The following is a 25,443-nucleotide window of genomic DNA, read 5'->3' as shown; positions in this document are numbered from 1 at the left end:
GCCGACCTAGACCAGACCCACGCCCTTGGGAAGCGCCCGGAACACGTCCAGCTTGGCGGCGTATTCCAGCGGGTCCTTGGGTCGCACCAGAGCGCCGGGCGGGGTGGCCGTCCAGTCGATCAGGCGGGTCAGGAAGAAGCGCATGGCCGCCCCGCGCGCCAGCACGGTAAGGCTCGACCGCTCCGCCATCGAGAGCGGGCGCAGGGCCTCGTAACCCTCGAGCATCGCCCGGGCGCAGTCCGGTTTGTACCGCCCGTCCGGTTCGAAGGCCCAGGCGTTGAGGCAGACCGCGAGATCGTAGGCCAGGGCGTCGTCGCAGGCGAAATAGAAGTCGATGGCGGCCGAAAACCGCTCGCCGACGAAGAAGACGTTGTCGGGAAACAGGTCGGCATGGATCGGCCCGGACGGAAGCCCGGTCGGCCAGGCGTGCGCCAAATCGTCGAGGTCCTGGGTGATCCGCCCGGTCAGTCCCGGCTGCAGGGCGTCGGCGGTCGCTTTCGCCCCATCGAACAGGCCGGCCCACACGTGTTGGCCCAGTGTGTTCTCCCGCCGATGCGGGAAGCCCTGTCCGGCCAGGTGCAGTCGCGCGAGCCCTTCACCGGCCTGGCGGCAGCGTTCGGGGCCGGGACGCTGAACCGAGACCCCGGTCAGGAAGGTGACCAATGCGGCGGGACGTTCGCGCACGACCTTCAGCACCCGGCCTTGGCGGTCGGCCATGGGGATGGGGCAGGGGAAGCCGCGCTCGGCCAGCCACTGCATCAGGTCGATGAAATAGGGCAGGTCGTCTGTGCGCACCCGCCGCTCGTACAGGGTCAGGATGAAGCGGCCGCGCTCGGTCTCCAGCAGGTAGTTGGAGTTCTCGACGCCCTCCGCGATGCCTTTGCAGGACACGGCCGCGCCGAGGTCGAAATCCGCCAGCAGGGCCGTCAGGTCGTTTTCGTCGATGTTGGTGTAGACGGCCAAGACGGTGAGCGCAGCGCTATTGCGCGGCGGTTTCTTCCACCAGCACGCGCGGCAGCTTGAAGATCACCGTCTCGCGCGCGGTCTCCTCGGTGGAGATCGACAGGTCGAACCGCGCCGCCAGCCAGTCGAGCACACCTTCCACCAGGACCTCGGGGGCGCTGGCGCCGGCGCTGAGCCCGAGGCGGCTCACGCCTTCGAACCAGGCGGGTTGGATCATGTCGGCGTCGTCGATCAGCTTGGCGTCCTGGGCGCCGGCCTTCATCGCCACCTCGACCAGGCGCTGGGAGTTGGAAGAAGTGCTGGAGCCCACCACCAGCACCAGGTCGCAGCCCGGCGACAGGGTCTTGATGGCTTCCTGCCGGTTGGTGGTGGCGTAGCAGATGTCGCGCCCATGGGGCCCGACGATGTTGGGGAAGCGCGCCTTCAGGGCCGTGATGATGTCGGCGGTGTCGTCCATCGACAGGGTGGTCTGGGTCACGAAGGCCAGCTTGTCGGGATCGCTCACCTGGACGAAGGCGACGTCGCCCACCGTCTCGACCAGCTTGATCGCGCCGTCCGGGAGCTGACCCAGCGTGCCGTCCACTTCCGGATGGCCCGCATGACCGATCAGCACGATCTCACGGCCGGCCATGTGATGCCGCTCGGCGTCCAGGTGGACCTTGGAGACCAGCGGGCAGGTGGCGTCGAGATAGAACATGTTGCGCCGTTCCGCCTCGGCCGGCGCGGACTTGGGCACGCCGTGGGCCGAGAAGACCACCGGGCGGTCGTCGGGGCATTCGTGCAATTCCTCGACGAACACCGCGCCGAGTTCACGCAGGCGCGCGACGACGTGGTGGTTGTGCACGATCTCGTGGCGCACATAGACCGGCGCCCCGTACTTCTGGATGGCGCGTTCGACGATCTGGATCGCCCGGTCCACGCCGGCGCAGAAGCCGCGCGGGTTGGCCAGGATGACGGTCAGCGGGCGGCGGATCGGTAGAATGGCGTTCATGGTCGCAACTTAAGCCGCCTAGGCGCGTGGCGCCAGCGCGTCGCAGCGCCTTTCGTTGCGACCAATGGGGTAAGGGCGTAAGAAGATGGTAGACGCGCCTGCTTCGCGCCGTCTCCTTTCCGCGCCCGTCCACGTTCCCGGTGTCCCATGCGTCGTCCGCTCACCCTTGGCCTCAGCCTGCTGCTGCTGGCCGGGCTCCCCATCGCCAAGGCCTACGCCCAGTCCCAGAACCCCGACGACCAGCGCCGTCAGGCCCAGGCCGACGAGGACACCAAGAAGAAAAAGAAGGAAAAGGACTGGAAGATCGACCAGGCGCCGTTGCCCAACACCAACGCCGCCGGTCCCTGTCCCTTCGCCAAGGCCCTCTACGACGCCAGCCGCTATGTCGAGCTGAAGGACGGTGAAGAGACGCCCGCCGCGGTCAGCTACACCGGCGAGATCGAGCACGTGCAGGCGACCTGCCAGTACAAAGGGCTCGAGCCGATCGTCGTCCACCTCGGCGTCGGCTTCCAGTTCGGCAAGGGGCCGCTGGCCAAGAGCGATCACAAGAACTACCGCTACTGGGTGGCGGTGACGGTGCGAAACCTCGCCGTGCTGGACAAACAGTACTTCACCATCCCCGCGGAATTCCCCAAGGGGAGCGACCGGGTGGTCTATTTCGACCGGCTGGCCGACATCGTCATCCCGCGCGCCAAGACCAGCGTCAGCGGCTCGAACTTCGAGATCCTGGTGGGTTTCGACGTGACCCCGCAGATGGCGGAATTCAACCGCATGGGCAAACGCTTCCGCGCCAATGCGTCGAGCGACCCTGAGCCCACGCCGGCCCCCAATTCGGCGAAGACGGCCTCCAACACCGGAACCTCCGGGGCGCAATGACCGATCTGAGACGTCGGCTGTCGGAGGCGACCCGCGCCGCCTTCGAGGCCGAAGGCTTGCCGGGCGAGCGGTCGGGTGTGACGCCCTCCGATCGCCCAGACCTCGCTGACTTCCAAAGCAACGGCGCCCTGGCCGCCGCCAAGGCCGCCAAGGCGAACCCGCGCGAGATCGCGGGCCGCGTGGCTGCGCGCCTGACCGGCGATCTGCGCTTCGAGGCGGTGGAGATCGCGGGACCTGGCTTCATCAACCTGAAGATCGCGGCACGCCTGCTGACCGAACGCGCGGTCGAGGTGGAGGCGAGCGCGATGGCGGGCGCCGCTTCGGTGGAGACGCCGCGCCGCGTGCTGATCGACTTCGCCGGCCCCAACGTGGCCAAGCCCATGCACGTGGGCCACCTGCGGTCCTCGATCATCGGCGAGTCGCTGAAGCGCATCTTCCGCTTCCGCGGCGACGAGGTGCTGGGCGACGCCCACTTCGGCGACTGGGGCTTCCAGATGGGGCTGCTGATCACCGCCCTTGGCGAGGCGCAGCCCGATTCGCCGTTTCTGGCGGACGGCGAGGGACCGTTCCCGGCCGACAGCCCCGTCACGCTGGAAGACCTCGAGCGGCTCTATCCCCAGGCCGCCGCCCGCGCGAAGGCCGAGCCCGAGTTCCGCGATCGCGCCCGCAAGGCCACCGCCGAACTGCAGAACGGCCGGGTGGGCTATCGCGCCCTGTGGCGGCATTTCGTGGCCGTCAGCCGCAGCGCTCTGCAGCGCGAGTTCCATGCGCTGGGCGTGGACTTCGACCTGTGGAAGGGCGAGAGCGACGCCGATCCGCTGATCGCCCAGATGGTCCAGACCCTGACCGACAAGGGCCTGTTGATCGAGGACCAGGGCGCGCGGATCGTGCGGGTGGCGCGCGAGGGCGACAAGCGCGAGCTGCCGCCGCTGCTGGTGATCTCGTCGGAAGGGTCGGCCATGTACGGCACCACCGACCTCGCCACCATCGTCGACCGGCGCCAGGGCTTCGACCCCCACCTGATCCTTTATGTGGTGGACCAGCGTCAGGCGGACCATTTCGAGCAGGTGTTCCGCGCCGCCTATCTCGCCGGCTATGCTGATCCGGGCGCGCTGGAGCATATCGGCTTCGGCACCATGAACGGCGCCGACGGCAAGCCCTTCAAGACCCGCGAGGGCGGGGTGCTCAAGCTGCACGACCTGATCACCACCGCCACGGCCAAGGCGCGCGATCGCCTGCGCGAGGCGGATCTGGGCAGCGAACTGGGCGAGGCCGAATTCGAGGACACCGCCCACAAGGTCGCGGTGGCGGCGCTGAAGTTCGCGGACCTGTCGAACTTCCGCGGCACCAGCTACGTCTTCGACCTCGACCGCTTCACCAGCTTCGAGGGCAAGACCGGCCCCTACCTGCTGTACCAGGCGGTGCGGATCAAAAGCCTGCTGCGTCGCGCGGAGGATCAGGGCGCAGCTCCTGGCCAGATCGCCATCGTCGCGCCGGCCGAGCGCGAACTCGCCCTGGTGCTGGACGCCTTCGACACGGCGGTGCAGGAAGCTTACGACAAGCGTGCGCCGAGTTTCGTGGCCGAGCACGCCTATCGGTTGGCGCAGAGCTTCTCGCGATTTTATGCCGCCTGCCCGGTGTTGGCGGCGGAAACGGAAACTGTGCGTGGATCGCGTCTGGCGCTTTGCCGGACGGCGCTCAAGCAGCTTATGTGCGCTTTGGAGCTTCTCGGCATAGATACGCCGGAACGGATGTAACGCCGCGCGCCTGGGCGCACGGCCTTCAGGGGATGACGATGCGGTTCACCAAGGATCACGAGTGGGTGCAGGTTGAGGGCGACGTGGCCAGCGTGGGCATCACCGCCTACGCCGCCGAGCAGCTTGGCGACGTGGTCTTTGTCGAGCTGCCCGAGGTCGGCAAGCAGGTGAAGGCGGGAGAAAACCTGGCGGTGGTGGAAAGCGTCAAGGCTGCGTCCGACATCTATGCGCCCGTGGCCGGCGTGGTCGTGGAGATCAACACGGCGCTCGGCGCGGCGCCGGAGACGGTGGGCGAGTCGCCCGAGACCGTCGGCTGGTTCGCCAAGCTGAAGCTGGCCGACGTCTCCGAGGTCGAGAAGCTGATGGACAAGGCCGCCTACGAGGCGTTCCTGCAGACGCTCTGAGGCCCGGCCGCGCCAAGGGGCGTCCGGCGCAGAACCGGCCGATGATCCATCGCCTGCGGCGGTTGATGCGCAATGTGATCGTCGCCTTCGGCTTTGTGCTGATGGCGATCGGGCTGGTGGGGGCCTTCCTGCCGACCCATCTGCTCGGCTTCCTGCTGGTGCTGGGCTTGATCCTGGTGCTGAGGAATTCGATCCGCTGGCGGCGTCGCTTCATCCTGATGCAGCGGCGCTATCCGCGGTACGGCTATCCGTTGCGCAGGCTGTTGCGCGGCGAGGTCTGGCCGGTGATCTGGCACGAGTTGCTGCGCAGCGAGCGGCTGTTTGTTCCCCGCCGCTTTCATCGCCTGCGAAGGTGGCGGTTTGCCCTGAACAGATCGCGGCGCAAGCCCTGAGCAGGATTTCCGGTCGCGACGCCTTGTCCCGTCCAATGGCTGAGCTAGGGTGACCGACTTCGCATAAAGGGGCGGTTTTGATGCGTCTGTTGTTTGCAGCGGCGGCTATGGCTGCAGCGTTGTCCGGGCCGAGTTTCGCGCAGACGGCGAGCGGCCCGTCGCGGACGTTCCAGGCCAAGGACCTGTTCGCCCTGGAATATGCGGCCGACCCGCAGATCCGCCCCGACGGCGGCATGGTCGCCTATGCGCGCACCAGCTATGACATCATGACCGACCGGGCGCGCCGTTCGATCTGGCTGGTGGACGTCGCCACCGGCGCCCAGCAGCCGCTGGCCAGCAACACCACCTCCCAGTCCCGCCCGCGCTGGTCGCCGGATGGTAAGCGCCTGGCCTATGTCTCCGCCGGCGAGGACGGGCGGCCGCAGCTGTTCGTGCGCTGGATGGCCACCGGGGCGACCGCGCGCGTGACCAGCCTGCCGGAAGCGCCGGGCGACATCGCCTGGTCGCCGGACGGCTCGCAGATCGCCTTCACCATGCTGGTCGCCAGCGAACCGGTGCGCCTGGGCTCATCCGTCCCCAAGCCCGAGGGCGCCAAGTGGGCCGAGCCGCTGAAGATCATCACCCGCGTCCACTACCGCGAGGACAACGAAGGCTACCTGAAGCCCGGCTACGACCACCTGTTCATCGTCTCCGCCGAGGGCGGCCAGCCCCAGCAGCTCACCTTCGGCGAGTTCGACGATGGCGGCCCGATCTCCTTCACCCCGGACGGCCGCAGCCTGATCTTCGACGGCCAGCGGGAGAAGAACTGGGAGCTGAACCCGATGAACTCGGAGGTGTACCAGTTCAACATCGCCGACGGGACGGTGACGGCCTTGACCCACCGTGCCGGCCCAGACCGGGCGCCGGCGGTGTCGCCGGACGGCAAGCGGATCGCCTGGGTCGGCTTCGACGACAAGCAGCGCGGCTACGAGAACGCGCGGCTCTACGTCATGGACCTCAAGGACGGGACGCCCAAGTCGCTGACCGACGGGTTCGACCGGGCGATCGAGCGCCCGCACTGGGCCGCCGACGGCCGCAGCCTGTTCTTCAGCTACGCCGACCATGGCGTGACCAAGGTGGGCCGCATCGGTCTGGACGGCCATATCCAGACCGTGGCCGAGGGGCTCGGCGGGTCCGAGCTCGACCGGCCCTATAACGGCGGCGCCTACACGGTCGCCGACAACGGGACGGTGGCCTTCACGCTCGGCGACGCCGCCCATCCCACCGACATCGCGGTGGTGCGCGCCGGGGGCTCGCCCAAGCGCCTGACCGCCCTGAACACCGACCTGTTCGCCGGCAAGACCCTGGCCAAGGTCGAGCACATGACCGTGACCTCCAGCTACGACAAACGGCCCGTCGACGCCTGGGTGATGACCCCGCCGGGCTTCGACCCGTCGCACAAGTACCCGATGATCATGGAGATCCACGGCGGCCCGTTCTCCGCCTACGGACCCAACTTCGCCTCTGAGCTGCAGCTCTACGCCTCGGCCGGCTATGTCGTGGTCTACGCCAACCCGCGCGGCTCGACCTCGTATGGCGACGAGTTCGCCAACCTGATCAACGACAACTATCCCAGCCAGGACTACGACGACCTGATGAGCACGGTGGACGCCGTGATCGCCAAGGGCTCGGTCGACCCCAACAACCTGTTCGTCACCGGCGGCTCGGGCGGCGGCCTCCTGACCGCCTGGATCGTCGGCAAGACCAACCGCTTCAAGGCGGCGGTGGCGCAAAAGCCGGTGATCAACTGGACCAGCGAAGTGCTGACCGTGGACGGCTACACCTTCATGGCCAAGTATTGGTTCGGCAAGATGCCGTGGGAGGACCCCCAGTATTATTGGCGGCGGTCGCCCCTGTCTCTGGTCGGCAATGTCACCACCCCCACCATGTTGATGGTCGGCGAGGAGGACCACCGCACCCCGCCGAGCGAGGCCGAGCAGTTCTTCGACGCCCTGCAACTGCGCGGCGTGCCCACCGCCATGATCCGGGTGCCCGGCGCCTCGCACGAAGCCCTGGCCGAGCGGCCGTCGCAGGAGGGGGCGGAGGCCGCCGCTATCCTGGCCTGGTTCGCCCGCTACCGGACGGACGGGGCGGCGGGGCGCTAGCCTCGTTTCGCGACCGATACAGGATGAACTCCGCCTTCCCCCTCGAAGGAGGAAGGGCAGGGATGGGGGTGGATCAGGCTACGTTGGGGAGGGCGCTGGAGGCGCGGAGCCTCGTAGGGTTTTCCTTAGGCCGTAGTGGCGCACCCCAGCCCGACCCTCCCCCTTCGAGGGGGATGGAGCAGGGAATACTACTCAACCCCCAACCCGCGCATAATCCTCCGGCGTATTGATGTTGTCGAAGGCGGCGGCGTCTTCGAACGCGACCTCGACCGCATCCACTGACCCCAGCACCGCGCGGATCGCCGGATGCTCGCCCTGGGCCAGGGCGGTCCGTACGACGTCCAAGCTCTCGCACCGCCATACTGCGCATAGCGGCTGCAGCCCCGACACGGTGCGCGCCACCGCAGCCCCCGCGCCAAGGGTCAGGGCGTCCACCAGCCGGGAGACCAGGCCGTCCGGCAGGAAGGGTGTGTCGCAGGGCGCCGTGACCAGCAGGTTTGCCCCCCCGTCCGACGCCCACGCCAACCCCGCCTTCACCCCCGATAGCGGCCCGTTTGGATCGCCCGGCGCGTCGGGCAGCAGGACAAGGCCGTGCTCCAGGGCGAAGTGGGCGGCCCAGCGGTCCGGCGGCGCGTTGATGGCTAGGGCGCAGACGTGTGGCGTCAGGACGCCGGCGATGCGGGCCAGCATGGCTTGGCCGTCGATCTCGGCCGCCGCCTTCTCGCGCCCGAACCGACTCGACCGCCCGCCCGCCAGGATGACGCCATAGATCACGACAGGACGATCCGCTCGGGGTGGGTGAAGACCTCGAACCCGTCCGGGCGCGCGACCGCCACCAGGGTCAGTCCCGCCGCCTCCGCCGTGCGCACCGCGAAGGCGGTGGGCGCCGACACCGCAATCAGGATCGGGGCGCCGATGACGGCGGTCTTCTGCACCATCTCCACCGACACCCGGCTGGTCAGCAGCACCGCGCCCTCGCGCCCGGCCTGTCCGCTCCGCGCCAAGGCCCCGGCCAGCTTGTCGAGCGCATTGTGCCGCCCGACGTCCTCACGCAGCGCTACGAGGCCCGTATCCGGCCGCCAGAAGGCTGCGGCATGGACAGCCCGTGTGCGTTCGCCCAGCGTCTGGGCTGGCGAGAGCGCAGCCATCGCTCTCAGGATATCCTCCGGCGACATCTGCAGATCGCCGGAAACCCTTGGCGGCGTCCTGGCCGCCTCCGCCAGACTGTCGATGCCGCAGAGGCCGCAGCCGGTTGGACCCGCCAGCCGCCGCCGTCGGGTCGCCAGCGCCTCGCGGTGGCCGGGGGCCAGCCACATCCGCACCTCGACCCCCAGTTCGCCCTGCACCACCTCGATATCCTGGATGTCGGAGGCCGACCCGATCACGCCCTCGGTCAGGCTGAGCCCGAGGGCGAAGTCTTCCAGGTCGAGCGGGGTGGCCATCATCACCGCATAGGTGGAAGCATCGTAGATAAGGGCGACCGGGGTCTCGTCGGGGATGTCCCGCTGACCCGGCGAGGCCTGCCCGTCGCGCCACCGCAGCCGGGGCGAGGGGGTTGCGCCGTCCACTACCGCACCCCATCCTGAAGATGCGCTTTTCGGGGTAAGTTCCGCGTCAAGACGGTTTGCCGCGGCAAGTCATTCCAACCGCTCCCGCAAAATTGCTTTGCATGGGGAAAATTTCCCCTATTTCTCGCCGGTTCGCAGATCATAATCTTTTCGCGCGCGAGGCCGTCATGACCCAACGCATGTCCGAGTTCGTCACTGTCGTTCAGCATAGCCCCAATAAGCGGGCCGTGAGCGAACGTGCGCGCGACTTCTCCGAGATTTACGCCGGCTTCACTGCGCCCCAGGGCGGCAAGCAGTCCTCGCGCTGCTCCCAGTGCGGCGTGCCGTTCTGCCAGACCGGCTGCCCGCTGCAGAACAACATCCCCGACTGGCTGCGCCTGGCCGCCGACGGGCGCATGCAGGAAGCGTGGAAGCTTTCCGAGGCCACCAGCGCGCTGCCCGAGATCTGCGGTCGCATCTGTCCGCAGGACCGCCTGTGCGAAGGCGCCTGCGTGCTGGAGCAGGCTGGCTGGGAGAGCGTCACCATCGGCGCCGTCGAACGTCACATCAGCGACACCGCCTGGGAACAGGGCTGGATCGAGCCTATCGTTCCCTCGGAAGAGAAGACCCAGTCCGTGGGGATCATCGGCGCCGGGCCGGGCGGGATCGCGGCGGCCGACTGGCTGCGTCGGTTCGGCTACCAGGTGACCATCTACGACCGCTACGACCGGGCCGGCGGCCTGCTCACCTACGGCATCCCCGGCTTCAAGCTGGAGAAGCCGGTGGTCGCGCGTCGCACCCAGCGCCTGGCCGACAGCGGCGTGACCTTCGTGCAGGACTTCGAGGTCGGCCGCGACGCCACGCTGGAAGAGCTTCGCGAGCGCCACGACGCGGTGTTCATCGCCACCGGGGTCTACAATGCGCGCCGCCTGACCGGGCCGGGCGTGGGCTCCGACAGCGTGGTGCGGGCGCTGGACTACCTGATCGCCTCCAACCGCCTCGGCTTCGGCGACGCCGTGCCCGAGTTCGACAGCGGCCGGCTAAACGCCGACGGCAAGGACGTGGTGGTGGTCGGCGGCGGCGACACCGCCATGGACTGCGTGCGCACCGCCGTGCGCCAGGGCGCCCGCTCGGTCACCTGCCTGTACCGGCGCGACCGGGGCAACATGCCGGGCTCGCACCGGGAAGTGACCCATGCCGAGGAAGAAGGCGTGCGCTTCGAATGGCTGGCCGCCCCCAAGGCCATCCATGGCGACGCCCAGATCGTCGACCACGTGCGCGCCGTGCGCATGCGGCTCAGCGCGCCGGACATGAGCGGCCGCCGCTCGGTCGAGGAGGCGCCCGGCGAGGAGTTCGACGTGCCGGCCCAGCTGGTGATCGAGGCGCTGGGCTTCGAGCCCGAGGACCTGCCCACCCTGTTCGGCGCGCCCGAACTGCGCGTCAGCCGCTACGGCACCATCGCCGTGGACGAGGACGCCATGACCACCCTTCCGGGCGTTTTCGCCGGCGGAGATATCGTGCGCGGCGCCTCGCTGGTCGTATGGGCGGTGAAGGACGGCCAGGACGCGGCTCTCGCCATCGACCGTCATATCCGCGGCAAGACCGCCGAACAGTCGCTCCGCGACGCCGAACTGCAAGAGGTGGCGGCATGAGCCACGACGTCGAACAATACCTCGCCAACCGCGAACACCTGATCGCGGGCCACGCCTACGACCCCGCCTCCGAGCGCGACGCCTGCGGCGTGGGCCTGGTCTGCGCCATTGACGGCAAGCCGCGCCGCGAGGTGGTCGAGCTGGCCATCGCCGCGCTGAAGGCGGTCTGGCACCGGGGCGCGGTGGACGCCGACGGCAAGACCGGCGACGGCGCCGGGGTCATGGTCAGCGTGCCCCAGGCCTTCTTCGCCGAGCACGTCGCCCGCATCGGCCATAAGCTGCGGCCCGGCCCGATCGCGGTCGGGATGATCTTCCTGCCGCGCACCGATATCGGCGGCCAGGAGCTGGCTCGCACCATCGTCGAGAGCGAGGTGCTGCGCTTCGGTTTCTACATCTACGGCTGGCGTCAGGCGCCGATCGACTCCTCGGTGCTGGGCGAGCGCGCCGCCGCCGTGCGCCCCGAGATCGAGCAGATCATGCTGGCCCCGCCCGAGGGGCTGGACGGGGAGGCGCTGGAACGCGCCCTGTACCTGTGCCGTCGCCGGATCGAACAGCGGGTGGAGCAGGCCAAGCTGCCGGGCTTCTACATCTGCTCGCTGTCGGCCAAGGCGCTGATCTATAAGGGCATGTTCCGCTGCGGCGATGTCGACGCCTTCTACCGTGACCTGTGCGACCCACGCTTCGAGGCGGCGGTGGCCATCTTCCACGCCCGCTACTCGACCAACACCTTCCCCGAATGGCGGCTGGCCCAGCCATTCCGGATGCTCGCCCACAACGGCGAGATCAACACCGTGCGCGGCAACATCAACTGGATGCGCAGCCACGAGATCCGCATGGCGGCGGACGCCTTTGGCGAGCACGGCGACATCGTCAAGCCGGTGGTGCAGCCGGGGGGCTCGGACTCCGCCGCGCTCGACAACGTCTACGAGATGCTGGTGCGCGCGGGGCGTCCGGCGCCGATGGTCAAGGCCCTGCTGATCCCGGAAGCCTGGTCCTCGGACGCGGCCGGCAGCGGCATGAGCGAGGAGCACAAGGCGCTCTACGCCTATTGCAATGCGGTGATGGAGCCCTGGGACGGACCGGCGGCGGTCTGCGCCACCGACGGCCGCTGGGTCGTGGCCGGCAAGGATCGCAACGGCCTGCGCCCGCTCCGCGTCACCGAGACCGTGGACGGCCTGCTGATCGTGGGCTCGGAGGCCGGGATGACCGGCGTCGGCGACGACCGGATCATGCGCCGGATGCACGTCTCGCCCGGCCGCATGATCGCCGTCGATCTGCAGGCCGGCCGGCTGTTCGGCGAGGTCGAGCTGATGGACGAGCTGGCCGGCGCCCACCCGTTCACCCGCTGGCTGGAGAACATGGTCGACCTGGAGGCCATGGTCGGTCCCGGTCCCGAGCCTCGCCGCTTCCAGGGCGAGGCCCTGGCCCGCCGCCAGGCCGCCGCCGGCATGACGCTCGAGCAGATCGAGATGATCGTCGACGCCATGGCGCTCGACGGCAAGGAGGCCATCGGCTCGATGGGCGACGACAGCCCTCTGGCGGTGCTGTCCTCGCGCCCGCGCCCGCTGAGCGACTTCTTCCGCCAGCACTTCGCCCAGGTGACCAACCCGCCGATCGACCCGCTGCGCGAAGGGGCGGGGATGAGTCTGAAGACCCGGTTCAAGAACCTCGGCAACATCCTGGCCCAGGACGAGGCCCAGACCGAGGTGTTCGTGCTCGACAGCCCGGTGCTGACCACCGGCATGTACGAGCGGATGCTGGGTGTGTTCGGCCAGAGCAAGGTGGTCATCATCGACTGCACCATGCCGGTTCCGGCGCCCGAGGCCCGTCCGGGCGACGCCCTGCGCGCCGCCCTGGACCGCATCCGCAACGAGGCGGTGCACGCCATCCGCGGCGGCGCGGCCCAGATCGTGCTGACCGACGAGAAGAGCGACGGCGAACGCATCCCATTGCCGATGATCCTGGCCACCGGCGGTGTGCATGCCCGGCTGGTGGACGAGGGCCTGCGCTCCTACGTCTCTATCCTGGTCCGTTCGGCCGGTGTGTTCGACAGTCATCAGCACGCGGTGATGATCGGCGTGGGCGCCACGGCGGTGAACGCCTACCTGGCCCAGGAGACCATCCAGGACCGGCTGGAGCACGGCTTCTACCCTGGCAAGTCGCTGCGCGACGTGGTGCTGAACTTCAAGCACGCCATCGAAGCCGGTCTGCTCAAGATACTGGCCAAGAAGGGGATTTCGGTCATCTCCTCCTATCGCGGCGCCTATGAGTTCGAGGCCGTGGGCCTGTCGCGGGCGCTGGTGGCCGAGTATTTCCCGGGCATGACCTCGCGCATCTCCGGCATGGGCCTGGCGGGCCTGGAGTCCCGGATGCTGGAGGAGCGGGCGATGGCCTGGGCTCCGCCTCAAGCGGCCATCCCCATCGGCGGCTTCTACAAGGTGCGCGCTTCGGGCGAGAAGCACGCCTACGAGGCGGCGCTGATCCACAAGCTGCAGCACGCCTGCAACACGGGCGATTTCAAGAGCTTCAAGGCCTATTCGAAGATGACGCGCGAGGTCGCCCCGATCTCGCTGCGCGACCTGCTGGCCTTCCGCTCCGACCGCAAGCCCGCGCCGATGGAGGGGGTGGAGAGCGTCAACGGCATCCGCAAGCGCTTCGTCACGCCGGGCATGTCGCTGGGCGCCCTGTCGCCGGAAGCGCACGAGACGCTGAACATCGCCATGAACCGGATCGGCGCCCGCTCGGTCTCGGGCGAGGGCGGGGAGGACCCGGCCCGCTACCAGCGCCGCAGCAACGGCGACAACGCCAACTCGGCGGTCAAGCAGATCGCCTCGGGCCGCTTCGGCGTCACCGCCGAATACCTAAACCAGTGTCGCGAGATCGAGATCAAGGTGGCCCAGGGCGCCAAGCCCGGCGAGGGCGGCCAGCTGCCGCCGTTCAAGGTCACCGAGTTCATCGCCCGGATGCGCCACTCCACGCCCGGCGTGGGGCTGATCTCGCCGCCGCCGCACCACGACATCTACTCGATCGAGGACCTGGCCCAGCTCATCTACGACCTGAAGCAGATCAATCCCGACGCCAAGATCACCGTGAAGCTGGTCTCCATGTCCGGCATCGGGGCGATTGCGGCCGGCGTGGCCAAGGCCAAGGCCGACGTGATCTTGGTCGCCGGCAATGTCGGCGGCACCGGCGCTTCGCCGCAGAGCTCGATCAAGCAGGCCGGCTGTCCCTGGGAGATCGGCTTGGCCGAGGCCCACCAGGTGCTGACCCTGAACGGGCTGCGCCATCGGGTGCGGCTACGCACCGACGGGCTGATCCGCACCGGCCGCGACGTGGTGATCGCCGCCATGCTGGGGGCCGAGGAGTTCGGCATCGGCACCGCCTCGCTGATCGCGGTGGGCTGCCTGATGGTGCGCCAGTGCCATTCCAACACCTGCCCGGTCGGGGTCTGCACCCAGGACGAGAAGCTGCGCGCCAAGTTCACCGGCACGCCCGAGAAGGTGATCAACCTGTTCACCCACATCGCCGAGGAGGTGCGCGAGATCCTGGCCGAGTTGGGCTTCACCAAGCTCGACGACATCATCGGCCGCACCGAACTGCTCAGTCAGTTCAGCCGGGGCGAGGCCTATCTGGACGACCTGGACCTGAACCCGCTGCTGGTGAAGGTGGAGGGGGCCGCGCGCGAGCCGTACGGGGTCAGCCTCTATCAGGCGCTGCCCGAAGACACGCTCGACGCCCAGATCATCGCCGACGCCGAGCCGCTGCTGGCGCGCGGCGAGAAGATGCAGCTCACCTATTCGGTGGCCAACACCATGCGCACCATCGGCGCACGGACCTCGTCGGCCATCGTGCGCAAGTTCGGCTCCTCGCTGCAGGAGGACCATCTGCGGCTCGAGCTGCGCGGTTCGGCCGGCCAGAGCCTGGGGGCCTTTGCGGTGAAGGGGCTGCGCATCGACCTGAAGGGCGAGGCCAACGACTATGTCGGCAAGGGGCTGTCGGGCGGGACCATCACCATTCGGCCGCCGCGCTATGGGGTGAACCCCGGCGCCGACGCCCTGGTGGGCAACACCTGCCTGTACGGCGCGACCTCGGGCCGGCTGTTTGTGGCCGGGAGCGCCGGCGAGCGCTTCGCGGTGCGCAACTCCGGCGCCTCGGCGGTGGCGGAGGGCTGCGGCGCGCACGGCTGCGAGTACATGACCGGCGGGCTGGTGGTGATCCTGGGGATCACCGGCCAGAACTTCGCTGCAGGCATGACTGGCGGGGAGGCGTTCGTCTACGACCATGACCGGCTGTTCACCACCCGGATCAACTCCGACAGCGTGACGGTCGGTGCGCTCGAACCGCAGGACGAGCCGGCGGTGAAGGCGTTGATCGAGGCCCATCTCGCCGCCACCGGATCGCCCCGCGCGCAGGAGCTGCTGGAAAGCTGGACGAGCGCGCGGACGCACTTCGTGCGGGTGACGCCCAAGGACATGCTGTCCCATCGCCAGGCGGCGAGCCTCAAGATCGGGGCCTGAAGCTTGATCGGCGCCTGAGGCTTCCGGTCAGGCCCGGAGAAAGGTAGACTGGCCCCATGACCAGCATGTCCAGAAGCACGGTTTGGCTCGCCGCCTTCACCCTCGTGGTCGCGGCCGTCCTTGGCTCGTATCTCGGCTATAGCCGGGCGTCGGCGGCGCCGGGCGGCGGTGGTCAGAGCGCGGGAAACGCCACGCCCACCCTGGCCGCCAAGACCGCCAGCCCGATTCCCGAGGCGGTCAACGCGGCCCCGGACGAGGCCTTCATCCGCAAGATCGCGCAGGAGGAGCTGCAGTCGGCCCTGCACCCGAAGCATACGGCGGTCGCCAAGGACGATAGCGACGACAACGACGACAGCGACGATCATGGACCCGCCGCGCCGCCGAGCGTGGCCGCCGTGACGCCGGTCCCGGCCCCGCCCAATCCCACTACGCCGCCCGCGCCGCCGCCCCCGACCGGGCTGTATTAGAGGCGAACGCTCTTATGCGCGCCATGTTGGGCGCATGAGGGTTGCGGAAGCGCCGAGCTAAGCTTCCAGCTCGATGTCCCAGTACAGGTAGTCCAGCCAGCTCACGTGCAGGAAGTTGGGCGGGAAGCGTCGTCCGAGTTCCTGGAGTTCGAACATGCTGGGCCGCTTGGCTGGGCGGCCCGGGATCATGGACGCCTCTCGCGGCGTGCGACCGCCTTTGCGCAGATTGCAGGGCGCGCAGGCGGTGACGATGTTTTCCCAATTGGTCCGACCGCCGCGCGAGCGTGGGATCACATGGTCGAAGGTGAGGTCCTCGCTCGACCCGCAATACTGGCAGCTGAAGGCGTCGCGCAGGAACAGGTTGAAGCGGGTGAAGGCCGGCGCGCGGTCCTGGGCGATGTAGCTCTTCAGCGCCACCACGCTGGGCAGGCGCATCTCGAACGAGGGCGAGCGGACCACCTGATCATAGGTCGCCACCACGTCCACGCGGTCCAGGAAGACCGACTTCACCACTTCCTGCCACGGCCACAGCGACAGAGGGTAATAGGACAGCGGCCGGAAATCGGCGTTGAGCACCAAGGCCGGCCAACCTGACGGCGGCCGCTTGAGGACGTGCATCGACGCCCCCGCACCACCCCGTTCTACGCTCGAAACGACTGCTTGGCTGAAGACAGGCCTCCGTCGATATCGACCGGGGAGTCACTCCGCTTCCCCGGATACGTCAAGCCTTAAGCGATTCCCGGCGACATCTCTATGACAGCGTGAGCTTATTGATCGAGGCGGCGCGGTCGGGACGGCTGGATGTCGACGCGCGGGCGGGGAAACCTCCTGGGCAGGGCCTAATCAGTATTGATGAGGCGTCTGAAGCCCGACCTCGGCCCCAAATGCTGGAGAGCCGGCCGTGCGCCTCTTAAGGCGACGGTCATTAATCACGGGTAACTCGGAAATGTAGGATTGCGGCGCAGGCCGCGCGCGTGTCTTCGGACGGGTGCTCGATCAGGGGTGTGATGGATGGCGGCAGCGCCGCGTAGGCGTGCGGAGGAGCGCAGATTGGCGCGCCCCCGCACCGTACGCGAAAAGCTGGCCGCCCTGGTGATCGTTTCCGTAGGCGTCGCGGTCGCCCTCGTTCCTGGCGTGCTGATCCTGATCGGACACGTCGGCGCGGCCCCGGGGTCCCTGGCGGCGAGCCTCGCCGCCAGCCTTGTCGCCGCCATCCTGGCCTTGATGTTGGGTCTCGCGGTCGCCTGGCGTATGCAGCGGACGATCACGGGTCCGATCGTCGCCCTGACCCGCTCCATGGCGGAGCGTAAGGCGGGCGAGTTGCTCCGTGGTCCTGACGAGGTGGCTGCGGGGGGCGAGATCGGCGATCTCGTCGACGGCGTGAACCGCATGCTGGGCGAGATTCGCGCTCGCGACGTCTCCATCGCCGCGCATGTGGCGGGCCTTGAAGACGAGGTCGCTTCGATCTCCTCGGACCTTCGCCTGGCCAAGGACGCCAGATCCGCCGCCTTGGCCAGCGTGGGTGATGAGATTCGTGCGCCCATGACCGGTGTCGTGGCGATGGCGGAGATGCTGGCCCTGGGCCAGTTGCCCGTCCGCGAGCGCCGCCTGGCCCAGGTCATCGCTAAATCCGGCTCCAGCCTGCTGGCGAGTATCGACGATCTGCTCGAGGCTTCTCTTATCGAAGACGGCAAGGTCGATCTGACCCCGGCCCCCCTGGACCTTGCCGAGTTGGTTGAGGATGTCTGCACGCTGTTCTGGGAGCGGGCGAAGGCCAAGGGCCTCGATCTGGCGGCCTATGTCGATCCGGCCGTTCCTGCGCGCCTGGCGGCCGATCCGGTGCGTCTGCGCCAGGTGATCGGCGTCCTGCTCAACAACGCCATCAAGCTTACCGAGACCGGCGGCGTCCTGATCGAGGTCGAACCCGACGAGACGGCCGGCGTGCGTATCTGCGTGCATGACACCGGGGTCGGGGTTCCAAAGGACAGGATCAACGCGGTGTTCGGTAGGGCGGGGCTGGGCCTGGCCAACTGCAAGCGGCTGGTGGACGCCATGGGCGGTCGCCTGTCGGTCAACAGCGAGGTCGGGCGGGGCTCCACCTTCGCCTTCCGCCTGCCGGCCGAGGTGTTGGAGCCAGCCCCTCCCTGGCCCGAGGGGCCCAAGGCCGGCGCGCGGGTCCATCTCGCGGTGCAAGGGATGTCGAGCCGCCGCGCGCTGTCGCGGTATCTGACGCGCGCGGGTTATTCGGTGGCGTCCGCCTCGGGCGATCGCGCCGCCCTCCGGATCGCCGACCCGGCTTCGCTGAGGCGTCAGGTGCAGGACGCCGTGCCGACCATCTGCATCGGGATCTACGGCGACGCCGCGCCTCACGATCTGCAGCGCGCCGGTTACGCCCAGGCGGTGCTGATCCAGCCCTTCCGCCGAGGCGACCTCGCGGCCCTGTTGCGCCAGGTCCAGGCGGGCGAATTGTTGAACGATCCCAGCGCCGATATCGGGAAGACGCCGGCGTTCGGCGGCGCGTCTGGCCTGGCGCCGGTGCGCACCGCCCAGGTGCGGGCGCGATTGGTCGACCCCCAAGTGGCGGCCCAACTGGAAGCCATGGCGGCGGATGGGCGCACCGAGTTCGTGTCGCGCGTCTACGGCCTGTATCGCGAGAATGCGCCGGACAGCGTGGTCAAGTTGATGGACGCGGCCTCGCAGGGCGACGCCGAGGGATGCGCCAAGGCGGCGCATGCGCTGAAATCCATGAGTTTCAATATCGGGGCCACCGCTGTAGCGGAGTTGGCTGAGGACATCGAAACGGCCGCCCGCAACGGGACGGCGCCCACAGCCCTGGACCTGGCCGAGCTTCAGAGCCTGCTGAGCGCGACCGTGGCCCATGCGAGCGTGGCGGCCACGCCAGCGGCCCGGGCCGAGCCGGCCTCCGCCATTCCGGCGGCCGACGCCGAACTGCTGGCCGAGATGGAGAAGGGGCTCGCCGAGGAGGAGATGAGCCTCGTTTACCAGCCCCAGGTGGATCGCGACGGAGAGCGGATCGTGGGGGTGGAGGCCTTGCTCCGCTGGACCCATCCGGTCAGGGGCCCGATCAGCCCCGCCATGTTTATCCCCGTGGCCGAGCGTTACGGTCTGATCTCGCGGATCACCAATTGGGTGGTCGACCGGCTGTTGGCCGAGACCCGTTATCTGCGGGGGCTGCAGGTCGCCTTCAATGCGTCGGCGATCGAGTTCGGGGAACCGGATTTCGTGGATCGCATCGTCGGGCTGATCGAACGCCACGGATACGATCCTCGCCGCCTGGAGGTCGAGATCACCGAAACCGCCATCCTCCAGAACGAAGTCGCCGTGCGCCGCAACATCGACCGCCTGCGCGAACTCGGCCTGAAGGTTGCGCTGGACGACTTCGGCGCCGGCCACTCCAGCCTCGGGCACTTGCGGCGCTATCCGTTCGACAAGCTGAAGATCGACCGCGAATTCATTACCGACTGCTCGCGCGACATGCAGGCCGCCACCATCGTCCACGCCGTGGTCAGCATCGGCCGGGCGCTCGGCATGAAGGTCATCGCCGAAGGGGTGGAGACCGAGACCCAGCGCAAGTTCCTCAAGGTCGCCGGCGTCCATGCCATGCAGGGCTATCTGTTCGGCAAGCCGGTCTCGGTGGACGAACTGGCCTTCATGCTCTCGCGCAAGGAACGCCTCGAGCGGGCGTGAGCGGGTCTCGAAGCGGCTCGCCTGCCGGCTTCAGCCGTGACACAAGCCGCGTCGATGCAGACAAACGGAGCAGCGATGGGCGAGCTTGATCGCAAGGCCTTGCTCGAGGGCCTGGTCGAGGCGTCGCAGGAGGCGGGAAGGGCGATTCTGGCGATCTACAGCTCCGACTTCGCGGTCAGTGTGAAATCGGACACCTCGCCTGTGACCGAAGCCGACACCGCCGCCGAGGCGATCCTGTTGCGGGCGCTGGCGAAACTGGCGCCGGGCGTCGTCGTGGTGGCCGAAGAGGAATGCGCCGCGGGCCGCATACCCGATGTCGCGGAGGCGTTCTTCCTGGTCGACCCGCTCGACGGCACCAAGGAGTTCGTGCTGCGGCGCGGTGACTTCACCGTCAATGTCGCCCTAGTGGAGCACGGCCGACCGACCCTTGGCGTTGTCTATGCGCCGGCGCGTGGGGCCATGTACGCCGCCGACGTGGCTGCGGGGGTCGCCTGGGCCAGCGAGGTGGGTCCGCAGGGCGAGGGCGCGCGACGCCCGATCCGGGTCCGCCAGCCGGGCGAACGCCTCGTCGTCGTGGCCTCGAAGTCCCACAGCACGCCCGGGACGGACGCCTACCTTGCGGATTTCCAGGTCGAGACCCGGGTCTCGGTGGGGTCGTCGCTGAAGTTCTGCCTGGTGGCGGCCGGCGAGGCGGATCTCTACCCACGCCCTTCGCCGACCTGCGAATGGGACACCGCGGCGGGCCACGCCGTGCTGTCGGCGGCGGGTGGGGCGGTCTTCGGCCCCGACGGCGCGCCCCTGACCTACGGCAAGCCCAACTTTTTCAATCCGGGATTCGTGGCGTGCGGCCCGTTCGATCCCAAACCCATCGGCCCGTTCATCGACTGACCAGCGACGGCCCTACCGCATCGAGGACCAGGGCCGGCTGAGCAGGGCGGCGCAGTTGATCAGGCCCACCAGCGAATAGGTCTGGGGATAGTTGCCCCATAGCGCCCGGTCGCTCAGCCCGATGTCCTCGGTCAGCAGGCCTGCGTGGGTGCGCCGGGCCAGCATCTCCTCGAACAGCTCGCGCGCCTCATCGATGCGGCCGACCTCGTACAGCGCCTCGATGAACCAGAAGGTGCAGAAATTGAACGCGGTCTCGGGTGCGCCGAAGTCGTCCGGCTCGGCGTAGCGGAACATGTAGGGGCCGCGCCGCAGGTCGGTCTCGACCGCCGCCACCGTCGCCTGGAAGCGGGGGTCGCTGGCGCTCATGAACTGCAGGTCCACCAGCTGCAGCAGGCTGGCGTCCAGTTCCTTGCCGCCGAAGCTGCCGGTGAAGTGGCCCAGTTCGGCGTTGAACGCTTCCGCCTCGATGCGGGCGTGAATGGTGCGCGCACGGCCCCGCCAGTAGTTGCGGCGCTCGGTCAATCCTAGAGCGTCGGCGGTCTTGGCCAGGCGGTCGCACGCCGCCCAGCACATCACCGAGGAGTAGGTGTGCACCCGCGCTATGGTGCGGAACTCCCACAGGCCGGCGTCGGGCTGGTCGTGCATGGCGAAGGCGCGCTCGCCGACCTTTTCCAGCGCCTCGAAGTCGGCGACCGTGGCCTCGCGCAGGAAGCGCTGGTCGTGGAAGGCCTGGACCAGGGGCAGGATGATCTGGCCGTAGACGTCGTGCTGGTGGTGCTCGTAGGCTTGATTGCCGACCCGTACCGGCCCCATGCCGCGATAGCCGGGCAGGGTGTCGACGGTCCGTTCGTAAATCGCCGGCTCCATGCCCACGCCGTAGACGGGCTGGACGTGGCCGCCGCGCGACTGGCTGACGATGTTGCGCAGATAGCCGAGATAGTTCTCCAGGATGTCGGCGGCGCCCAGGCGGTTCAGCGCCTGGACCACGTAGTAGCCGTCCCGTAGCCAGCAGTAGCGGTAGTCCCAGTTGCGGCCGCTGTCGGGCGCCTCGGGGATCGAGGTGGTGAGGGCGGCGACGATGGCGCCGGTCTCCTCGTAGGCGCAGATCTTCAGGGCGATGGCGGCGCGGATCACCGCCTCCTGCCACTCCAGCGGCACGGTCAGGCTTCGCACCCATTCCCGCCAGGACGCCTCGGTATCCTCCAGCATCTGCAGGCAGGTGCTGAGCAAGCCGCCCGAGAAACCTTCGTCCGGGCCTAGGAAAAAGGCCAGCGTCCCTTCCAGGCGGAAGGTGCGCGCCTCGGTGACGTGGCTGACCGGGCAGTTGGTGCTCAGCCGCAGCGTCACGTCCGAGCCGACATAGCGGATGTGATTGGAGCCGGAGGTGCGCTCGGCCAGTTGGGCGCCCCAGTCGGCGGTGGGCTTCAGCCGCACCCGGATGCGCGGCGCGCCGGACAGGGGGCGCACGATCCGCACGAAGGCAGTGGGCCGATAGATGCGGTTGTGGCGGCGGAACCTGGGACAGAAGTCGATGATCTCCAGCGTGGCGCCGTCTTCACAGACCAGTTCGGTGCGCAGCACCGCGGTGTTGCGCAGATAGGCCTGACGGGTCTCCACCACCCCTTCGGCCTCCACCGACCACATGCCCTGGGCGTCCTCCGCCTCTGGAGCGACGCCGCTCAGCAGGTTGGAGAAGAACGGGTCGCTATCCACGCGGGGGGCGCAGGCCCAGACGTAACGGCCCTGGCGGTCGATCAGGGCGCTGATCGCACAGTTGCCGATAGGCGCGAGGTCCATTTCGTGGCTGGGCTTGGGCGGCTCCAGGTCCAGGGCTTCGGCTGACGCTACGGTGTGGAGGGAGGGGAGGGGCGAGGTCGGCGAAGGGGGCATCACGTCTCCAGGCTTCGTTCCAGCCATTGCAGCACGTCCTCGACTCCGTCCAGTCGATACCGCGCCAGGGTGGGGCGCGGCTGTCCCACCAGCACTCCGAAGCCGCCCAGGGCTTTCGCGGCGGCGAAGGCGTGCTCGTCGGTCAGGTCGTCGCCGACAAATACCGGCAGACCCATGTCGAAGGGAGGCTCGGCCATGAAGGCGCGCACCGACACGCCCTTGTCCGTCCCGGGCGTCTTCAGTTCAATCACGTCTTCGCCGGGTTGCAGCGCGAGGCCGCTTTCGGCCAATAGGGCCGCCAGGGCCTCCACCGCCGCCCGCGCCTGGGGGGCCTGGCGATAGTGCAGTGCGAAGGCCAAGCCCTTGTCCTCGACTAGTACGCCCGGCGTCGCGGTTGCGAAGGCTTCCGCCTGCTGTCTGGCGTCCGTCAGCGCGGGGTGTGGCGCGGCGCGCAACACGCTTCCGTCGGGTCGACGGCGCTCCAGGCCGTGCACGCCTGCGGCCGCCCCAACGCTGCGCTCCAGGATTCGATCGATGGAGGTGAGATCGCGGCCGCTCACCGCCGCGATCCTGCCCTCGAGCGCTCGCCCCAGGCGTTGCAGCAACAAGGTCCGGCGCGCGAGGGGCTGAACAGCTTCCGGCGTCGCCTCGAAACCGGCGAGCGTCCCGTCTATATCGAGGAAGAGGCTGATCTCACCTAGGCGTAGCGGCGTTGGACGAAGCAGGGGGTGGGGGAGGGTGTCGATCATCATTTCCGGAAAATGGAGGGAGTCGCTCCATCGGTGTTGCACGTCATCGCGACAGTATCGGAATTTTGATCTGAACCGCAGCGCAGCAAAACGGTTTCGGTAGGAGGCGGGCGCCTCGTGTCCGCCCAAGCGCGGGGCTCAGCGGGTGTGCGGAGCGGCGAACCGATCGCCGCGCGCCGGCCGAGCGCCGCCTTGTGAGCATTGCGGGAGCTTGTCCTTGAGTCGTCTGGTCGTGATTTCCAACCGTGTCAGTATGCCGACGCAGGCGGGCGCCGCCACCGCGGGCGGCCTGTCCATGGCGTTGGCCGCGGCGCTTCGGGAGTACAAGGGCGTCTGGTTCGGCTGGAGCGGGCGCACCACGCCGGAGTTCACCGGCGAGCTCTCCACCGAGATGACCGAGGGCGTCACCGTCGCCACGGTCGACCTGGAAGAGCAGGACATCCAAGAATACTACAACGGCTTCGCCAACGAGACCCTGTGGCCGCTGTTCCACTACCGGATCGACCTGTCGGCGTTCGAGCGCGCCTACGGCCAGGGCTATGAACGGGTCAACACCCGCTTCGCCGAGACGGCCCGGCCCCTGATCGATGACGAAGACCTGGTCTGGGTGCACGACTACCACCTGATCCCGATGGGGCGCGAGCTTAGGCGCATGGGGGTTGCGAACCCGATCGGCTTCTTCCTCCACATACCCTGGCCCAGCCATCAGCTGTTCACCGCCCTGCCTCGACACCGTCAACTCGTCGAGTCCATGTTCCAGTACGATCTTGTCGGCTTTCAGACCGAGGACTACCTCGAAGCCTTCCTTGAATACGTGCGCAAGGAGGCTGACGGCGAGGTGCTGGAGGATGGGCGCGTGCGCGCGTTCGGCCGCACCATCCACGCCCAGGCCTTCCCCATCGGCATAGACGCCGACGCCTTCAAGCAGATCGCCGACTCCATGACCGCAGCCCAGAGCTGGGACCGCATGGTCGCCAGCACCTATGGTCGTTCGGTGATCGTGGGCGTGGACCGGCTCGACTACGCCAAGGGCCTGGAGGAACGCCTGTTGGCCTATGAGCAGTTCCTGACCGACAACCCGGAGCGCCTGGGGTCGGTGGAGTATCTGCAGATCGCCCCGCCCTCGCGGGAAAACGTGGACGCCTACCAGGATATCCGCGCGCGGCTCGACGCGCATTCCGGACGGATCAACGGAGCCTTCTCGACCATCAACTGGGCCCCGATCCGCTACGTGATCCGCAGCTATGGCCGTGACGAGCTGGCGGGCGTGTACAGGGCCGCGCGGGTCGGGTTGGTCACGCCGTTGCGCGATGGAATGAACCTGGTGGCCAAGGAATACGTGGCCGCCCAGTCGCCCCGCGATCCGGGCGTGCTGATCCTGTCGCGCTTCGCCGGCGCCGCCGCCCAGATGACCCAGGCCTTGATCGTCAATCCCTACAGCCGCGAGGACGTCTCCGACGCTATCCGCCGCGCCCTGTCGATGGACCTCTCGGAACGCAAGCGCCGCTGGGAGATTCTGATGGAAGGCGTCCAGCGCAACGACGTCGCCGCCTGGCGCGACGACTTCGTCGCCGCCCTGAGGAATACGCGGGTGCAGACCAAGGCTGTCGCTTGAGGGTCGAGAGGGCGCGCCGACGAGCGCGTTGGAGGCCTGGCCCGGAATCGAACCGGGGTACACGGATTTGCAGTCCGCTGCGTAGCCTCTCCGCCACCAGGCCGCGCTGAGCGCGTGTGCTCCGCTAACAGAACGTCGAAGCGGGGGCAAGGTAAGCTCGCCCGCATTGCGTTCCGGTTAAGCCGCGACCTATAAGGCCGCGGGTTTCAAGTTAGCGAGGCGGGGATGACGCTCGATTTCACCACGGCGCGCGTCAACATGGTGGAGAATCAGGTCCGCACCAACGACGTCACGGATCTGCCGATCCAGGACGCCATGCGGGTGATTCGCCGTGAGCGCTTCTGTGCGCCAGGCAAGGCCTACCTGGCCTATGCCGAGGGTCCTGTGGAGTACGCCCCGGGCTGGTCGCTGATGCAGGTCCGCGACACCGCCAAGATGCTGCAGGCGATCTTCCCGGTCGAAGGCGAGACGGCGCTGGCCATCGCGGCCCCCTATGCGGCCGCCGTGCTGGCGCGGATGGGTTTGGCCACGACGCTGCTATTGCCGCCGGGCGTGGATGTCGCCGCCGTGACTGACGCGCTGGACGATCCCCGCATCAAGGTGGTCGGCGGCGACTTGCAGGCGCTCGATGCCCTGGGAACCTTCGACGTGGCGATCTGCGAGGGTGCGGTCGCGCGCACGCCCCAGGCCTGGCTCGACGTGATCGCGGTCGGCGGTCGGCTCGGCGTGGTGGAACGCACGGGGCCGGGCGGCAAAGCCCGCCTGTTCCTGCGGGGCGAAGAAGGGCTGATGTCCACCCGCGAGGTGTTCGACGCCAGCCCGCCGATGCTGCCCGGTTTCGATCTCCAGCCCGGCTTCGCGTTCTGAATTCCCGTCCGCGTCC

The 25,443-nt window shown here is 68.5% G+C and carries 19 protein-coding genes and 1 tRNA gene; 12 read left to right on the top strand and 8 right to left on the bottom strand.

Annotated elements, in window-relative coordinates:
- Positions 1 to 6 precede the first annotated feature (6 nt).
- Entirely contained in the window at positions 7 to 963 is a 957-nt protein-coding gene (gene thrB / locus GSQ87_RS10105; RefSeq protein ID WP_158915327.1) for a homoserine kinase, read from the bottom strand.
- Positions 964 to 979: 16 nt separating this feature from the next.
- The gene (ispH, locus tag GSQ87_RS10100) at positions 980 to 1,954 is read right to left on the bottom strand and encodes a 4-hydroxy-3-methylbut-2-enyl diphosphate reductase (RefSeq protein WP_158915326.1); all 975 of its coding nucleotides are present in this window, start codon (positions 1,952 to 1,954) and stop codon (positions 980 to 982) included.
- Between the two features lie 147 nt (positions 1,955 to 2,101).
- Between ispH and GSQ87_RS10095 the strand changes: the two genes are divergently transcribed.
- The 5 genes from GSQ87_RS10095 to GSQ87_RS10075 all read left to right on the top strand — a co-directional run bounded on the left by GSQ87_RS10095 (position 2,102) and on the right by GSQ87_RS10075 (position 7,527).
- Entirely contained in the window at positions 2,102 to 2,830 is a 729-nt protein-coding gene (locus GSQ87_RS10095) for a Tat pathway signal sequence domain protein (RefSeq protein WP_216839200.1), read from the top strand.
- Positions 2,827 to 4,587, top strand: coding sequence for an arginine--tRNA ligase (argS, locus tag GSQ87_RS10090; RefSeq protein ID WP_158915325.1), 1,761 nt, complete (start codon positions 2,827 to 2,829; stop codon positions 4,585 to 4,587). Before GSQ87_RS10095 ends, argS begins: the two co-directional genes overlap by 4 nt.
- 38 nt (positions 4,588 to 4,625) lie before the next feature.
- Positions 4,626 to 4,991 carry a glycine cleavage system protein GcvH gene (gene gcvH / locus GSQ87_RS10085; protein ID WP_158915324.1) on the top strand — a complete coding sequence of 122 codons (366 nt, stop codon included), beginning with the start codon at positions 4,626 to 4,628 and terminating at the stop codon, positions 4,989 to 4,991.
- Positions 4,992 to 5,032: 41 nt separating this feature from the next.
- Positions 5,033 to 5,383: a hypothetical protein gene (locus GSQ87_RS10080; RefSeq protein ID WP_254062868.1), complete on the top strand. Its 351-nt coding sequence runs from the start codon at positions 5,033 to 5,035 to the stop codon at positions 5,381 to 5,383.
- Between the two features lie 80 nt (positions 5,384 to 5,463).
- Positions 5,464 to 7,527: a S9 family peptidase gene (locus tag GSQ87_RS10075; RefSeq protein ID WP_158915323.1), complete on the top strand. Its 2,064-nt coding sequence runs from the start codon at positions 5,464 to 5,466 to the stop codon at positions 7,525 to 7,527.
- A gap of 192 nt (positions 7,528 to 7,719) precedes the next feature.
- Here the strand turns inward: GSQ87_RS10075 and GSQ87_RS10070 are convergent, their stop codons facing one another.
- Together GSQ87_RS10070 and fdhD are read right to left on the bottom strand one after the other, a co-directional pair.
- Positions 7,720 to 8,301 (bottom strand): molybdenum cofactor guanylyltransferase, encoded by a 582-nt coding sequence (locus GSQ87_RS10070; RefSeq protein WP_158915322.1) that lies wholly within the window; start codon positions 8,299 to 8,301, stop codon positions 7,720 to 7,722.
- Positions 8,298 to 9,095 carry a formate dehydrogenase accessory sulfurtransferase FdhD gene (fdhD, locus tag GSQ87_RS10065; protein ID WP_158915321.1) on the bottom strand — a complete coding sequence of 266 codons (798 nt, stop codon included), beginning with the start codon at positions 9,093 to 9,095 and terminating at the stop codon, positions 8,298 to 8,300. Before fdhD ends, GSQ87_RS10070 begins: the two co-directional genes overlap by 4 nt.
- Before the next feature lie 167 nt (positions 9,096 to 9,262).
- Between fdhD and GSQ87_RS10060 the strand changes: the two genes are divergently transcribed.
- From GSQ87_RS10060 to GSQ87_RS10050, 3 genes are read left to right on the top strand one after another with little or no spacing between them, the layout of a single operon-like run.
- The gene (locus GSQ87_RS10060) at positions 9,263 to 10,726 is read left to right on the top strand and encodes an NAD(P)-dependent oxidoreductase (RefSeq protein WP_158915320.1); all 1,464 of its coding nucleotides are present in this window, start codon (positions 9,263 to 9,265) and stop codon (positions 10,724 to 10,726) included.
- A complete protein-coding gene (gene gltB, locus GSQ87_RS10055; protein WP_158915319.1) occupies positions 10,723 to 15,243 on the top strand; it encodes a glutamate synthase large subunit in 4,521 nt (1,506 codons plus the stop codon). The genes GSQ87_RS10060 and gltB overlap by 4 nt, the downstream gene beginning before the upstream one ends.
- A 56-nt stretch (positions 15,244 to 15,299) precedes the next feature.
- A complete protein-coding gene (locus GSQ87_RS10050) occupies positions 15,300 to 15,710 on the top strand; it encodes a hypothetical protein (protein ID WP_158915318.1) in 411 nt (136 codons plus the stop codon).
- 57 nt (positions 15,711 to 15,767) lie between these two features.
- Here the strand turns inward: GSQ87_RS10050 and GSQ87_RS10045 are convergent, their stop codons facing one another.
- A complete protein-coding gene (locus GSQ87_RS10045) occupies positions 15,768 to 16,328 on the bottom strand; it encodes an HNH endonuclease (RefSeq protein WP_158915317.1) in 561 nt (186 codons plus the stop codon).
- Between the two features lie 432 nt (positions 16,329 to 16,760).
- On the opposite strand from GSQ87_RS10045, the gene GSQ87_RS10040 reads away from it, so the two are divergent.
- Both GSQ87_RS10040 and cysQ read left to right on the top strand, forming a co-directional pair.
- Positions 16,761 to 19,418: an EAL domain-containing protein gene (locus tag GSQ87_RS10040; RefSeq protein WP_158915316.1), complete on the top strand. Its 2,658-nt coding sequence runs from the start codon at positions 16,761 to 16,763 to the stop codon at positions 19,416 to 19,418.
- Between the two features lie 75 nt (positions 19,419 to 19,493).
- The gene (gene cysQ, locus GSQ87_RS10035; protein ID WP_216839198.1) at positions 19,494 to 20,306 is read left to right on the top strand and encodes a 3'(2'),5'-bisphosphate nucleotidase CysQ; all 813 of its coding nucleotides are present in this window, start codon (positions 19,494 to 19,496) and stop codon (positions 20,304 to 20,306) included.
- Positions 20,307 to 20,318: 12 nt separating this feature from the next.
- Here the strand turns inward: cysQ and GSQ87_RS10030 are convergent, their stop codons facing one another.
- Positions 20,319 to 22,103, bottom strand: a complete 1,785-nt coding sequence (locus GSQ87_RS10030; RefSeq protein WP_216839417.1) for a glycoside hydrolase family 15 protein — start codon at positions 22,101 to 22,103, stop codon at positions 20,319 to 20,321.
- Between the two features lie 92 nt (positions 22,104 to 22,195).
- Entirely contained in the window at positions 22,196 to 22,945 is a 750-nt protein-coding gene (otsB, locus tag GSQ87_RS10025) for a trehalose-phosphatase (RefSeq protein ID WP_158915313.1), read from the bottom strand.
- 217 nt (positions 22,946 to 23,162) lie between these two features.
- Here otsB and otsA point away from each other — a divergent pair, with 217 nt between their 5' ends.
- Positions 23,163 to 24,560, top strand: a complete 1,398-nt coding sequence (otsA, locus tag GSQ87_RS10020; protein WP_158915312.1) for an alpha,alpha-trehalose-phosphate synthase (UDP-forming) — start codon at positions 23,163 to 23,165, stop codon at positions 24,558 to 24,560.
- A gap of 29 nt (positions 24,561 to 24,589) precedes the next feature.
- Here otsA and GSQ87_RS10015 read toward each other — a convergent pair.
- Positions 24,590 to 24,663: transfer RNA gene (locus GSQ87_RS10015), tRNA-Cys, on the bottom strand.
- A gap of 122 nt (positions 24,664 to 24,785) precedes the next feature.
- On the opposite strand from GSQ87_RS10015, the gene GSQ87_RS10010 reads away from it, so the two are divergent.
- Positions 24,786 to 25,427 (top strand): protein-L-isoaspartate O-methyltransferase, encoded by a 642-nt coding sequence (locus tag GSQ87_RS10010; RefSeq protein ID WP_158915311.1) that lies wholly within the window; start codon positions 24,786 to 24,788, stop codon positions 25,425 to 25,427.
- The last annotated feature ends 16 nt before the right edge of the window (positions 25,428 to 25,443 follow it).

Source organism: Caulobacter sp. S45, assembly GCF_009765965.1.
Taxonomy (GTDB): domain Bacteria; phylum Pseudomonadota; class Alphaproteobacteria; order Caulobacterales; family Caulobacteraceae; genus CAHJWH01.
Note: the sequence above shows the minus strand (reverse complement) of the source record. Positions and strands in the feature narration are given on the sequence as shown.

Bases quoted from the DNA above. Each gene is read 5' to 3' on its own strand.
- ispH (WP_158915326.1), bottom strand. From the start codon at position 1,954: ATGAACGCCATTCTACCGATCCGCCGCCCGCTGACCGTCATCCTGGCC.
- GSQ87_RS10095 (WP_216839200.1), top strand. From the start codon at position 2,102: ATGCGTCGTCCGCTCACCCTTGGCCTCAGCCTGCTGCTGCTGGCCGGG.
- argS (WP_158915325.1), top strand. From the start codon at position 2,827: ATGACCGATCTGAGACGTCGGCTGTCGGAGGCGACCCGCGCCGCCTTC.
- gcvH (WP_158915324.1), top strand. From the start codon at position 4,626: ATGCGGTTCACCAAGGATCACGAGTGGGTGCAGGTTGAGGGCGACGTG.
- GSQ87_RS10080 (WP_254062868.1), top strand. From the start codon at position 5,033: ATGATCCATCGCCTGCGGCGGTTGATGCGCAATGTGATCGTCGCCTTC.
- GSQ87_RS10075 (WP_158915323.1), top strand. From the start codon at position 5,464: ATGCGTCTGTTGTTTGCAGCGGCGGCTATGGCTGCAGCGTTGTCCGGG.
- GSQ87_RS10060 (WP_158915320.1), top strand. From the start codon at position 9,263: ATGACCCAACGCATGTCCGAGTTCGTCACTGTCGTTCAGCATAGCCCC.
- gltB (WP_158915319.1), top strand. From the start codon at position 10,723: ATGAGCCACGACGTCGAACAATACCTCGCCAACCGCGAACACCTGATC.
- GSQ87_RS10050 (WP_158915318.1), top strand. From the start codon at position 15,300: ATGACCAGCATGTCCAGAAGCACGGTTTGGCTCGCCGCCTTCACCCTC.
- GSQ87_RS10045 (WP_158915317.1), bottom strand. From the start codon at position 16,328: ATGCACGTCCTCAAGCGGCCGCCGTCAGGTTGGCCGGCCTTGGTGCTC.
- cysQ (WP_216839198.1), top strand. From the start codon at position 19,494: ATGGGCGAGCTTGATCGCAAGGCCTTGCTCGAGGGCCTGGTCGAGGCG.
- GSQ87_RS10030 (WP_216839417.1), bottom strand. From the start codon at position 22,103: ATGGACCTCGCGCCTATCGGCAACTGTGCGATCAGCGCCCTGATCGAC.
- otsB (WP_158915313.1), bottom strand. From the start codon at position 22,945: ATGATCGACACCCTCCCCCACCCCCTGCTTCGTCCAACGCCGCTACGC.
- GSQ87_RS10010 (WP_158915311.1), top strand. From the start codon at position 24,786: ATGACGCTCGATTTCACCACGGCGCGCGTCAACATGGTGGAGAATCAG.